A 12381-nucleotide genomic window follows, 5' to 3' on the forward strand; every position below is an offset into this window, starting at 1 on the left:
ACGCTGTTGTCTACATGAAGCGACCTGACACCCTTGTGAAAGAGTAGCGTTCGGAGTTCCAGGGACAGCACACTCAACTTGTTCACTAGAGTGTAAGATTGATTGGATTTGCGTAAGGCGTTCCCAGAACCGCCTGATCTATTTAGCTGTGGTGCACAGTCCCGAACGACACGACCAGGCAAAAATAGTACCTTTACAGGATAGAGTAACTACGCTTAGGGTGGCGGCATGCAAAGCAGAAACAGCGTGAAGTCGATAGCCCAGATAAAGACTTTTTTTAAGTTGGAAAGCAGGTTCCACGCACAAGTCGCATTGCTCTTTGTCGTGGCATGCGGGGGCAACACGCAATGCCCAGATGGTTTTGTCAATGTGGGTAGCAGCTGTGCTCAAGAATCGGAATACACAAGTGATCTGGTTTGTCCGGTGGGCGCGGAGTGCGGAGCTTGCGATCCAAAATGTGACGAAGGCTACGCTTGCTCGCCTTCCACCAATCAATGCGTCGCGCTTAACTCAACATGGGAGTCCGAAAGCCTCGGAACTGTTTACGGGTCCGCACTTGATTCAATGGGTAATGGCTATATTGCGGGTTCGTTCAATTACGTTGCACTTGATGACACCAGTGGAGAGTCCGATATCGCTATAGCTTTCGATGAGACAGGCTCGATTCGATGGAAGCTTAGTGTGAGCGGTAGTAGGGTCTGGCCAAATGGCAGTATCACTTTGGCAAACGACATCATTGCAGATGAGAGCAATGGACTTGTGTACATAACCGGTGTTTACAGCGGTGAAAATGTAGACTTTAGAACAACAACGAACGATGTGTATCTAACACCAAGCACTCCGAATGGCACTCAACCTACGGAAGATATATTCGTTGCTTGTTTGGCTGCAACGACGGGACAACTCCAATGGTTTAGTACCTACGGAACAGAGCTGTCGGATCGTGGAAGCAAACTAGCGCTGGACTCATCGGGAAATCTCTTTTTACTCGGTTTGTTTGAAGGAACGATGACGATGAACGATGTGAGCATTACTTCACCGGTGTCCGATCCCGATATCTATGGGCCACGTCCTTTTTTGGCTAGCTTCGATTCGTCTGGAAAAGTCATTGATGCAAAAGCCTTTCTAGGAGGAACGCAATTCTCATCTTACGCTTTATCTGTCGATGAAAGCGAGCAAATCTACCTATTGGGACGAGGCTACGAAAAAGCCGTGTTTGAAAACATTGACATTGATATTGGATCAGAATCGTTTGGAAGTTATATAGTCAATTCAGCGAAACCTTCACGCCCTTGTGGAGTCGATCGTTTGAAAATGAGTATTTGCAAAACGCGATTCACGATGCCGACAACATTTTCATTTTAGGAAATAGATACAACTCTTTGTTTGCTACGGCGCTCAAATCCATCGATGGAAGTGATGTGTGGTTTCGTTCTATCGAAGCAACCTATGGCATTGGTAGCGATCTAGCATGGTATACCGACGATATATTAATCCTTTCCGGAACCTTTGATGGTGCGCTTTATTTTGACCCGCAAAAGCCTCTTCAAAGCGATGGACTGAGTGTGTTTGTCAGTGCGTTGAGCACTAGCGATGGAAGTGGACTCTGGACTCAAAGCTTATCTTTTGAAGACAAGCAAAGCTACGCAGGCTTGCTCAATGTAGCAGCAGACACGAGTGTTCGCTTAATTGGATACACTCGCACAAGCAGTCTCGAGACGTCGACCTTTGTTGCCGAGGTGAGTTATGCGCAGTAAAACTATTTTTGCAGAAGTGTTGCTGCTCTTGTGGCTGCTGACTCTGAGCTGTGAGCAATCGCAAAGCCCTGCTGCCACGGCGGAGCATTGCAGCTGTCCTGAGCTAGCCAACACGCAAGCCTACTGCGACGATGATGGAGCATGCTCTTACACATGCCAAGAGGCTTACGTCGATTGCGACGGTGATCTTAGCCAGATTGCTTCCAATGGTTGTGAAAAGCATTTGTTGCTGCCTTCTGCATGTGGCAGCTGTGATATGCAGTGTGGGGAGCAACAATACTGTCTTGATAGCACTGGATCCTGCCAGGCCCTCAGGACCGTTTGGGCCAATGCTTACGGCGGTGTTTCAACGGATATTGCTGCAGACTTGGCAATCGATGCAGATCAGAACATTTATGTCACTGGAGCGTATTACTCTTCTTCTTCAGATAATCCGGCATTCTACGGTGGAGATAGTCTTCCAAAGTTAGAAGGTCTTGGTGTTTTTGCGGCTAGCTACGATAGCAATGGTGCTCACCGCTGGTCGATCGGTCTTGGAGGTGGTGGTAGCAGTATATTAAGCACCTTAGCTCTGGATGCTTCTGGCTTTATATATATCGGTGGAGCATTCAGAGGATACAATATGCCCTTTGACTCTTTGAGTTTATCAAGCACGGTGGATAGCGATGGTAATTATACGCAAGACTTCTTTGTGGCCAAGCTTGATGCAAACACTGGACAAATTGTGTGGGTAAAGGGCTTTGGTGGGCCGAGCTATGTAGATCGCGTTTTCGCACTAGCTATAGACGAGTCTGGAAATTGCATTGTTGAAGGTAAATTTTATGAAACGATTCAATTTGGCCCAGAGGCTCCCTTGCTACAGAGTGCTCAAGATGAAGAAGGAAACCCCACCGAGGAACTCGTTGTGGCCAAACTTGATGGGGATGGAAATCACCTGTGGTCTAAAGCCTTTCCTTTAAACGGTGGCTATCAGAACAGAGCACTTGCCATCTACCGCAATGAGCTCGTGATCGCTGCCGGAGCGTTTGATAAGACAGTTAAGCTTTCTGAAAACATCGAACTAAAAAACAAAGGCGACAGTGACGTATTCATCATGGCGCTTGATTTGAACTCCGGAGAGCTTCAATGGGCCAACAGCTACGGTGGCGGCTATAGCGATGATGCAAACAGTATCGCTATAAACGACGATTCTGTATTCATGGCTGGCCGCCGATCTTTTTCACGCGCCTTCGTTGGAGCATGGAGCCTAAAAGATGGTGCTCAACAATGGATAAAACTAAGTCGTGGCGGACTTGCTAGCGCCACCGGCGTGGCCATCGGCCCAAGCGCCGACCTCTATGTCACTGGTACATTTCAAGCCCCCATTACTTTTGGCACAGGTATGCAGGTCGACAAAGACACAACTGGCATGTTTGTTTACCGATTGAGCCCTGACGGTCTGGGCCGCTGGATTTATAGCTTTGGCACCGGTAGTTCTTATGCGATCTCCGCCGATGAAGATGGCGCCATCACTGTCGTGGGGACTTTTAACGACCGCTATGATTTTGGAACCGGGTCAATCGGTAGTGAAAACGAAACCTACAATGTACACAGTCTTGTTCTTCGTATGAATGAGTAGATAGGCAACGCAGAACAACGTTTATTTAAATGGCATTGAGATCGGGGACATCTCTGAACAATATCGTGGGTGGTGGCATCGGTGCGGTGATGCTACCCGTATGCCGCTCGATTGTGAATGCTTAAGCTATTTCAAAGGGCAAATGCTTTTGATTCGATCGAGGTCTTTGTAGACCTCACGACCATGTGCGATGCGCAAGACAAGCACCATAATTGTGGTGTCGCTGATATCGTAAACGATGCGGTAGTCTCCCTTTCTTATCTTGTAGAAAGGATAACCCGTCAGACGTTCTCTCGGAGGTTCATTTGCAAGCTTGTCGATTTCCTCGCTCACTTTTTTTTGAACTGGTTTATCGAGCTTTCGATATTCCTTGGCTGCTGCGGGCGCAATCTCGATCGTGTATTGGGCCATCTAGCGCTTGTCGTCGGTCTCGGTTTTAAGTTCATCCCAGGAGATCGCCTTTTCTCCTTTAGCTTTCATTTCATCGAGGGCCTTTTGCGCGAGTTCTCCGTCGATGCGATCTTCAAGCGCTTCAAGCAAACGCATGTCCTGCTCGGAAATCAGATAAAGTGCTTCCTGCCCTCGTCGCGTGATGCGCGCACGAAGGCCTTGGTAGGCCACCCTGCTATATAAGGAAGTTGGGATGCGGGCTTCAGAGGCTTTGATACTATCACTCATATGTACAATATGACCTAATTGTACAAACCAGCCACGGAACAAAGATATTGGGCATATTTTCATAGCGTTAGGATGTGGAAGCATCCTGTTGAAATCGGGGGTAAAAATCGGGGCAAATTGGGGGACGGATACTCAGGATAGATCATAAGTCATAAAGGCAGTTGAAATTGGGAAGAAGAAGTGAGTTCAAGGAGACGCTGATAGCCTGCGCCGAGGGTCTGCCATCCCGGTGGTCCATTTCGCGGTAAATGTCCGCCAAGCGAGGCAATGAGCAGCGAAGCGTGCTCGATGGATAGGTGCGGCGGAAGGTTGTTCTTTTTGAAGCGCCTGCGCAAACATTGAACGAGCTCTGGATTGATGAACAAAGAAGCTTTGCGTTTCGCATGTCGCCTGACACCCTTGCCCGTGGCGTTGATCAGTTCAGGTTGGGCGATAAGCGCTGCAAGGACTTGGTAACTCGGGACGCGCAAAGCGGTGTCGAGTGCACGTTTAATTTTCGGTATTCACGTCTTTGTAAGTCAGATGAAGGTCGCCTCGCGTGCGCGTCGTCATATTCTCAGCTGCCAATATCAGCCGATGCACACGGCCCACCTTGCCCTCTTCACACTCGACCTGAAGGCGGCATCCTCTACTATAAGGAAGCAGAGGCTAGAGCCGGGATGACAGACTTGGCATGAAAATGCTCAAAACAAGACATGTTTGGCAATGACGCGGGTTTGAGGGCACTAAGCATGCACGCATGCGGCGAGCCGATTCCTCTTTCATCTGTTCCGGCCGGCTTCTTTTTAGCTGTTTAGGCAACTGCTCACAGAGGCGGTCGATAAGAAAAAAGATCCAGGCTCTCGACGTCTTCCATGACGGAAACAAAGGAAAAATCGCCATGAAAAATCTTGTAATATTTATCACTCTCGGTGCGCTATTGCTTTCAAGCTGCACATTTCTCGAAGACGCTGGCGGGAGAAGCGACCCTCTCGATCCCTATGCCAAGCAAACGGTCAGTTTTAGCGCAGGTTCAAGCTTTGATTTTTTGATTTCGAACCTTCCTCTTTCAACGACGGTCGAGATCGAACCCGTTGATATTGTGGTTCATGGACGTTGCACTGCAGGTACCAACAGCGGCAAAATATGTCTTGATGAAGTTCCCTATTTGTTGGTCGAGCAGGATGATCCGGATCGCACCAAAGTAGGTGTTTTCTTTTTGAACAGCCTGACGATTGAGGCTTCCGGTGAGCTTGACGTAGTTGGCGATTATCCGGCTATGTTTGTTGTTCTGGGCGATGTTCAAATCTCCGGACTCATTACTGCAATTCCAGACAGGTTTTCTCAGGTAAATGGTCGAGCCGGTGGAGCTAGTGCTTTGCGTGAGAACTATGCAGATGGTCGCGGGCTAGGAAAAGGCCTAAGCGCTGAACGCTCTAGTGCAATGGGCGCTGGCGGAGCCGCGTTCTGTGGAAAGGGTGGTCATGGCGGCAACGAAACGTCGGATGCGCTCAACGGTGGACTTCCTTACGGAAACCCATCCATTTCTCCTTTGCTTGCTGGCTCGACCGGCGGCAATGGGCAGTATGACTATGCCGGTGCTGGCGGAGGGGCAATTCAAATCGTTTCGGGTACCCGCATCGATGTATTGCGCCAAGGCGTAATCAATGTTTCCGGTGCGGGAGGGCAGTGGGGAGCAAGTGGCGGTGGAAGCGGCGGAGCCCTTTTGCTTGAAGCGCCACACATCTCCATGCAAGGAACACTTGCCGCAAATGGCGGTGGCGGTGCGGCAGGCAGTATGGATGGGGATGGCGAAGCTGGTTATCCATCGGATAGGATTGCTCTTGGTGGTGCGAAAAAAAGTCCCGGTGGATCAGGCGGCGCTGCTGCTTCGGCTGATGGCGAGGACGGCGGCTACGATTCAGGATCCGGAGGCGGCGGACTCGACCATCTCGGCGGAGGCGGTGGAGGTGGCGCAGGCTGGATTCGCTTGAATACCGTTGATGGTCTTGCTGAAGTTACCGGTTTGGTCTCTCCGTATATCACCACCGGATGCACAACGCTTGGTGTGCTTTTGCCCTTACCAAAAACCGATTGATAGTTAAGCAACGCTTGAGCGATATAAAAGTCGCTCAAGCTTTGCTTTGATCTTTGAGTATTCCAGCAATGTGATCTTCAGAATCCGTCCCTCGATTCCACAGTTTTTCACAGGTGCTGGGCGTTTTGGGTCTGTTGTGCGTCGGTTGGGTGGTGAAAGGGCGTTATTTCCCGATAATTCGACGCTGATTTTTCTCTTCGCTATGCTTTGGCGGTGTCAGTGGACTCCAATTCAGTGCGCAACCATCTGCTCGAAGCACTCTATGCCGACCTCGTTGGTCCGGCAGCAGGCGCCTCAGCGCATCGCGACTCGCGCGAGCTGCTCTCAATCAAACCTTCAAGTTGGTATCTGACCGGCTTTATCGTCCCGGAAGCGGGCCGTGAGATGGTTGATGCTGATCCGGAAAGTGATGAAAGCAGCATGGGCATGGGTGACGATATTGTTGCCGAGGAAGCTGGTGCCGAGGAGCAAGAGCCCAAGCAAAAGAAATTCTTTCCAGCATCCGTCGGCATTTCCGTGTTGCTGCCTTCTGAAACGCAGTGTGCGCATGTCGATGTTGAGATTTCGTTTGCACAATACACACCAGAGCAACGCAAGGAAGCGGGCCAAAAAGGCAAAGGTAAAACTTTTTGGCGCCGTGTGCCGCAACCCCCAGTGACGGTTCAAGTAAAACTCGATGCGGACAAGATTGCCGCAGGCATTCCCGTGCCAAACACCTCTTCGGTACGGCTCGAAGGGCGCTTGGTTAGCATCACTGATGCACCAGCGCTTGGTCTGCCTCAAGGAAGCCGTGCACTCTCGCTCTTTTTGGTCAATCGCAAAGCCATTCGCGGCGAAACTCAAGCCGATCGTGATGAAGCGACGCTCTTTCAGATTCAGATGGCCTTGAAATGTGAAGCTGGTTTTATCCCGCGCCCAGATTTGCGTGGCCAGACTTCTTCTGAAGATCTCGATGCGCGCATGCTTGAGCTTCAGTACCGGGATCAATCCGAGTTCGCTGTGGGTCATAACATTGCAATCAAACCCGCAATCAATCAAACGGGGCAGTGCCAGCTTCTTCATACGCGCTGGATACCAAGTTGCGAGGTTCCGCTGGTCGATCCCCGCGGGCTAAACGATGTGACAATTTCAATGGAAAAGTTGGCCAATCTCAGCGAAGCCACAGACATCGACGCTGCGCTCGGTCAGCTCCCAAGTCGTACGGCGCCTGGATCAAGAAGGAGCTCAAGGACATCACACTGAGCACAAAAGACCGACAACAAACCCGTGATCAGATTGTTGTCCATGCCGAGGATGCAGCGGGTCGTATTGAAGCGGGCATTCGACTTCTTAAGGAAGATAAACAAATCCTACAGGCGTTTTGTCTTTGCAATGAAGCGATGGCGCTGACATCGCGCAAACGCACACCTGCGCGCGGCGAGCCGAAATGGCGCCTTTTTCAGTTGGCCTTTTTGCTTTACAACCTGTCCGGCCTAAGTGACGCGCAGCATCCTGATCGACGCACGGTGGATCTGATCTTTTTCCCTACTGGGGGCGGTAAAACGGAAGCCTATCTCGGGGTTATCGCGTTTACATTGCTGCTGCGCCGCCTGCGTTCTCAAGCGCGCGCTGACAAAGGCCTGGGAGTGGCTGTACTCTTGCGCTACACCTTAAGACTGTTGACGCTCGATCAGCTTGAGCGGGCCACCGCTCTAATCAGTGCACTTGAAATTTTGCGCCGCAAGACACCAAAAGAGCTGGGAGAACAACGTTTCGCCATGGGGCTTTGGGTCGGACGGAGTGCTGCGCCGAACCGCATTAGTGATTTTGCAGAACAACTTGACGATTACCGCAACCAAAGGCGAAAAACACTTCCGAGTCCATTGCAAAGTTGTCCTTGGTGCAGCACAGAACTGACTGCTGATTCTTTTGAGCTGCGTCCTTCGAAGAAAAAAGCAGAACAAGTGGTTATGCGTTGCATGAACCACGGGCAGTGCGAATTTGCCAATCCAAATCCAGAAGGCATCCCTTTGGTGTTTATTGATGAGCAGCTTTATCGAGAGCTGCCTTGTTTTGTTATCGCTACGGTAGATAAGTTTGCCATGATGCCGTGGCGTGGGGATACGGCCATGCTCTTTGGCCGCGTCCATGCGTTTAAGGACAACCGCTTTTATGGCGCGATGGACAATCCGCCCAAGGGGCATGTTGCGCTTGCAGAAGGGCTCAGGCCGCCAGAGCTCATCGTCCAAGATGAGCTTCATCTAATCAGTGGTCCTTTAGGTACCATGGTCGGTTTGTATGAAGTAGCTATTGAGAATCTCTGTGCGCACAAAGAAGCGCACGGCAGCGTTTCGCACCCGAAAATCATTGCCTCGACCGCTACCGCAAATCATGCTGCCAAACAAATCGCTGATCTATTTGGCCGGCGCGATACACGCGTCTTTCCTCCACACGGTATCGACGCTTTGGAAACCTATTTCTCGGTCATCAATCGTAAAGACCCCGGGCGTTTATACGTGGGCGTAGCTGCGCCCGGCCATCCGCTCAAGCGTGTCTTGCTTCGAGCGTACACCTCGCTTTTAACTGCAGCAAAAAAGGCATACAAAGATTCTAAAAATGATCCCGAACTCGCCGATGCTTACATGACGCTCGTTGGCTACTTTAACTCTTTACGCGAGCTTGGTGGCATGCGGCGGCTGGTCGAAGATGATGTGCGCGGTTTGTCCGAACGCAAAGAACAAAGGGTGCCCGAAGAGGGTCTCGCCACCTCAGCTTGGTTTTCAAATCGCACAATTTCAGAACCTCTCGAGCTTACAAGTCGCGAGAGCACCGCAAAAATTAGCGCCACCAAAAACCGAGTCGCGAGAACCCACAGCGAAGATCAGGGCACCGATGTCTTATTGGCTTCGAATATGATTTCTGTGGGCGTTGATATCGAACGCCTTGGTTTGATGGTTGTTGCGGGGCAACCAAAAACAACGAGTGAATATATTCAAGCCAGCAGCCGTGTGGGCCGAAATCGAAACAGGCCTGGTCTGGTAATCACCTGCTACAACGTAGCACGTCCGCGCGATCGTTCTCACTACGAGCATTTTGTGGCGTATCATCAGAGCTTCTACCGCTTTGTTGAAGCGCAAAGCATCACTCCCTTTGCCGATCGTGCGTTGAATCGCGGCCTTACCGGTGCACTTGTTTCGCTTTTACGACTTGGTATTGATGAACTTACTGCGCCTGGCGCTGCTATGGATCTTGCAGAACATCGTTCCAAGGTCGATGCGCTTCTCGAGCGTTTTGCGCAGCGCGCAGGGGATGAAAACAAAGCACGTCTTTTGCGTTGGGCGCGCAACCGTCTGGACGGCTGGGAGACCTTGGTTCGCGATGCTCGGGAAAACGGCGGCATATCGTATAGCTACTCCCGCTATGATGCAAAATCCAAAGAGCCGACATTGCTGCGATTGGCTCTCGATGAAACCGTGACTGAAGAAAAAAGTACGTTACGTAAGTTTGTTGCTCCGACATCGATGCGTGATGTCGAACCAAGTGTTCATCTTTGGTTACGTCAGCCAACCAGCAAATCGGGGTAGGGGTTCTCATGGCACGTTTTGGAAGAAACAAAAAAAGCGGCAAAGCCGAACTGAAACCCGACGGACAAGTGCGGCAAAGTCAAATGGTGGGAAGCTACGGAGCAGGATCCATGGTCGACTTGTTGCAGCACGCTGTGATTGTCTCGGGGCTCGAGAACTGGCGCTTCGAGGGACTTGATGATCAGCGCCTCTTCATTGAAGAGCCACGTTTGCGCGATCGCCTGAGCGAAAGACATGCTGATCTTGATCTTGGAAGTGACAGATATTTTGTGCGTCCTCCGTATGGCGATGACAGCGAGGCCAGCCCCAGCGTCGGGATCAAAGCGCTTGAGTTCCCGGCTTGGTTTGTCTGCCAAGGCTGTCAACGTTTGCTTCGAAGAAACGACTTGCCAAGCGCAACACGAAAAGATGCTCGGCGCTACCACGAATGCGATCGCAAAAAGCCAAGCCCAGTGGTGCCCGTGCGTTTCGTTGGGGCATGCGCATCGGGGCATCTGCAAGATCTTCCCTGGGTTCGTGTGGCGCATATGGGCGAAGAGACGCGCTGCCCAGCACCTGAACTTTATTTGAAGGAAGATCCAAGCGGCGACTTCAGCAAAATCCGAGTGCGCTGCGACGGTTGCGGCACGACCAAGGCATTGGCATCCTTGATGGGCAAGCACAGCGAGCTTATTTGCGAAGGGCGCCGGCCTTGGCTTCCCAAAGACAGTGAAATCGAGCCCTGCGAAGAGCGGCTTAGGTTGCTCGTGCGTACAGCAAGCAACAGTTATTTCCCTTTGGTGATGTCCGCGCTTTCGGTACCCGACCCCGACAATCAACTTTTCGATGAAGTTTCCAAATATCAAAGCAATTTTCGTGGTCAGTCCGAAAAGCTAATGCGCATGACGCTTGAAGAAACCGAGAAGTACCAGCCATTGCTCGAGCGTTACGGTATAGAGCGCGTGTTTGAAGCTATGAACGCAGTGCTGGAAGGAAGAACGAACAAACGCAAAGCCATTCGCACTGCTGAATACGAACAATTTCTAAGCGCACCCTTTGAGCAAACCGGAGAGAGCTACTCCGAGGCTGAAAGTTTTGTGGCGCGAGCCACGGAAGTCCCCACAAGCCTGCAACCTTTTTTAGAAAAAATTGTGCTCGTGCATCGTCTGCGTGAAGTGCGCGTGCAATTTGGTTTCACCAGGCTTGAGCCACCCACTGCGGATAACCAGGGTGAGTTTGATGAACTCAGCATCAAACGTGCACCTCTGAGCGCCGGGGAAAAGTGGCTTCCTGCGACCACCGTGCAAGGCGAGGGCGTGTTTATTCAGCTCAGCAACAAAGCTCTGGATGAATGGCAACAACGCTCCAAGGTGCAAGCGCGAGCTAAAACACTCCAAGAAGGCTTTGAAAAGTCTTTACAAGGTCAGAAACAAAACGATCGACCCTTCCTCGGCGCAAAGTTCTATTTGCTCCACTCTTTGGCTCACGTACTCATCAATGCGATTTCGCTTGAATGCGGTTATTCAGCAAGCGCCATTCGCGAACGTATCTACTGTGGGCCCTACGGCGATGATCCAACCGAGATGGCTGGCATTTTACTTTACACCGGTACGGTAGGGTCCGAAGGCACGCTGGGCGGCCTTGTCGATCAAGGAAAGCACATCGAAACACATCTACGACGCGCCCGAGAAATGGCCGCGCTTTGCTCCAATGACCCGGTCTGCGCATCCCATGTTCCTTCACGCGATCATGCTGAACGGTTTTTAGAAGGTGCGGCCTGCCACGGCTGTTTGTTTGTTGCTGAGCCTTCGTGTGAACGCTTCAATCGTTATCTTGACCGCGCTCTGCTTGTTCCCGTTGTCGGTGGCGAGCAAGACACGGCCTTTTTCCCAGCCCTGAATTATGTTTGAGCAGATTCCAAGCGACGCTCTGCAAACCCTTCGCGCCAATTTAGCGCGCGGCACACTAAGCGCCCCTCTCACAGTGCCAGCGCTCCTGGCCAACGGACTTGGGGTGCTGGCAAAGCATCAGCCAGCGCTCGAGAACCTCGATGCAAAAGCCTTGATGCTTTTGTGTGATGCGGTACTCAAAGAACGGGAAAAACAAACGACAGACATTGAGCTCGTGTGGACTGGTCCCGAGGGCAGAACGGCTGCAGCACGCAGCACCTTTGTCGTGTTTCGTGATTTGCTTGCCTCGGCGCAAAAAAGCGTATGGATGGCAGGCTACGCCATTGACCATGGCGCCGAGCTTTTTGCGCCGCTTCACAAAGCCATGACGCAGCGAAACGTGCGCGCCACCTTTCTTCTCAACCTCGAAGCCAAAGTGCACCGTAGCGAAGCGGTGCATGAAAAAGCCGTCGAGCTCATCAACCGCTTCCGCTCTGAAAACTGGCCTTTCGCTGGACCCTTTCCGCGGTTTTTCTACGACCCGCGCTCACTTCAAGCGCGCACCTTTGCCAGCATGCACGCCAAAACCCTGGTCGTTGATGAAAAGCACACCCTAATTGGCTCAGCCAATTTCACAAGCCGCGGCCAAAGTCGCAACATCGAAGCCGGCGCACTCATTCACGACGAAGGCTTTGCCAAAAACCTCGTCACTCAGTTTCAGTCCCTCATCGATGGCGGTGTCATCTGCCCTTATCAATGAAGCGAAAGAACTTCTGATTCGTTGCCCCAAAGTGCGCCGTTACGAGTGCTTTGCGCTAGT

The 12381-nt window shown here is 51.4% G+C and carries 9 protein-coding genes and 1 pseudogene; 7 read left to right on the forward strand and 3 right to left on the reverse strand.

Features of this window, described 5'->3' with window-relative positions; translation table 11 throughout:
* Positions 1-228 precede the first annotated feature (228 nt).
* From IPJ88_04620 to IPJ88_04630, 3 genes are read left to right on the forward strand one after another with little or no spacing between them, the layout of a single operon-like run.
* Positions 229-1365, forward strand: a complete 1137-nt coding sequence (locus tag IPJ88_04620; GenBank protein ID QQR91021.1) for a hypothetical protein — start codon at positions 229-231, stop codon at positions 1363-1365.
* A complete protein-coding gene (locus tag IPJ88_04625; protein ID QQR91022.1) occupies positions 1323-1757 on the forward strand; it encodes a hypothetical protein in 435 nt (144 codons plus the stop codon). Before IPJ88_04620 ends, IPJ88_04625 begins: the two co-directional genes overlap by 43 nt.
* Positions 1747-3375: a hypothetical protein gene (locus IPJ88_04630; GenBank protein QQR91023.1), complete on the forward strand. Its 1629-nt coding sequence runs from the start codon at positions 1747-1749 to the stop codon at positions 3373-3375. Before IPJ88_04625 ends, IPJ88_04630 begins: the two co-directional genes overlap by 11 nt.
* A 126-nt stretch (positions 3376-3501) precedes the next feature.
* Here the strand turns inward: IPJ88_04630 and IPJ88_04635 are convergent, their stop codons facing one another.
* The 3 genes from IPJ88_04635 to IPJ88_04645 form a co-directional block, all read right to left on the reverse strand.
* Entirely contained in the window at positions 3502-3786 is a 285-nt protein-coding gene (locus IPJ88_04635; protein ID QQR91024.1) for a type II toxin-antitoxin system RelE/ParE family toxin, read from the reverse strand.
* Positions 3787-4053 carry a hypothetical protein gene (locus IPJ88_04640; GenBank protein QQR91025.1) on the reverse strand — a complete coding sequence of 89 codons (267 nt, stop codon included), beginning with the start codon at positions 4051-4053 and terminating at the stop codon, positions 3787-3789. It lies immediately after the preceding gene.
* A 149-nt stretch (positions 4054-4202) separates the two neighbouring features.
* Complete coding sequence (locus tag IPJ88_04645; protein QQR92096.1) at positions 4203-4523, reverse strand: hypothetical protein; 321 nt, start codon at positions 4521-4523, stop codon at positions 4203-4205.
* A gap of 410 nt (positions 4524-4933) precedes the next feature.
* Between IPJ88_04645 and IPJ88_04650 the strand changes: the two genes are divergently transcribed.
* The 4 genes and pseudogenes from IPJ88_04650 (at position 4934) to IPJ88_04665 (ending at position 12321) form a co-directional block, all read left to right on the forward strand.
* On the forward strand, positions 4934-6130 hold the full coding sequence (locus IPJ88_04650; GenBank protein ID QQR91026.1) for a hypothetical protein: 1197 nt from the start codon (positions 4934-4936) through the stop codon (positions 6128-6130).
* A gap of 213 nt (positions 6131-6343) precedes the next feature.
* Positions 6344-9693, forward strand: a pseudogene (locus IPJ88_04655) (hypothetical protein).
* 8 nt (positions 9694-9701) lie between these two features.
* Entirely contained in the window at positions 9702-11582 is a 1881-nt protein-coding gene (locus IPJ88_04660) for a DUF1998 domain-containing protein (protein QQR91027.1), read from the forward strand.
* Positions 11575-12321 carry a hypothetical protein gene (locus tag IPJ88_04665; GenBank protein QQR91028.1) on the forward strand — a complete coding sequence of 249 codons (747 nt, stop codon included), beginning with the start codon at positions 11575-11577 and terminating at the stop codon, positions 12319-12321. The genes IPJ88_04660 and IPJ88_04665 overlap by 8 nt, the downstream gene beginning before the upstream one ends.
* The last annotated feature ends 60 nt before the right edge of the window (positions 12322-12381 follow it).

It is taken from the genome of Myxococcales bacterium (genome assembly GCA_016699535.1).
In the GTDB taxonomy this organism is placed as follows: domain Bacteria; phylum Myxococcota_A; class Polyangia; order Polyangiales.